Source organism: Neobacillus drentensis (genome assembly GCF_036966985.1).
In the GTDB taxonomy this organism is placed as follows: Bacteria; Bacillota; Bacilli; order Bacillales; family Cytobacillaceae; genus Neobacillus; species Neobacillus drentensis_E.
In genome coordinates this window covers 348-1,145 of record NZ_JBALSN010000812.1, presented here as the reverse complement: position 1 = coordinate 1,145, position 798 = coordinate 348, and the positions used below count along the sequence as shown (strand labels likewise).

Annotated in this window: 1 protein-coding gene; it reads left to right on the top strand. The window is 40.5% G+C overall.

All coding sequences use genetic code 11. From position 1 onward, the window contains the following. Positions 1 to 798 (top strand): manganese-dependent inorganic pyrophosphatase (locus V7659_RS31960; RefSeq protein WP_335543980.1); only part of this gene is annotated, 798 nt, incomplete at both ends.

The following is a 798-nucleotide window of genomic DNA, read 5'->3' as shown; positions in this document are numbered from 1 at the left end:
GGAAAAACACTCGTATTCGGACACAAAAACCCTGACACAGACACGATTTGCTCTGCTATCGCTTACGCTGATCTGAAAAACAAAATTGGCGTTCAAGCAGAAGCTGTCAGACTTGGAGAAATCAATGGAGAAACACAATACGCATTAGATTTCTTTAAACAAGAAGCACCTCGTTTCATTGAAACGGCTGCAAACGAAACAAAACAAGTCATTCTTGTCGATCATAACGAATTCCAACAAAGTGTAAGCGATATTGATCAAGTACAAGTGACAGAGGTCATTGACCATCACCGTATTGCCAACTTTGAAACAAGTGAACCTCTTTACTATCGTGCTGAGCCAGTTGGCTGCACAGCAACGATCTTAAACAAAATGTACAAAGAGCACCAAGTCACAATTGAAAAAGAAATCGCTGGTTTGCTTTTGTCTGCGATCATTTCTGATTCCTTGCTATTCAAATCCCCAACATGCACACAGCAGGATGTTGATGCTGCGCATGAGCTGGCAAAAATCGCAGGAGTAGACCCTGACGTATATGGTTTAGATATGCTGAAAGCAGGAGCTGACCTAAGCCAAAAAACAGTTCAAGAATTAATCACACTGGATGCAAAAGAATTTGCACTAGGTAACAGCAAAGTCGAAATTGCACAAGTTAATACAGTTGATATTGCTGAAGTAACAGCAAGACAAGCTGACATCGAAGCAAAAATCAATGAAGTTATCGCAGCGAAAGGTCTTGATCTATTTGTTTTAGTGATCACAGACATTCTAGAAAATGATTCTCTTGCGCTTGCCCTT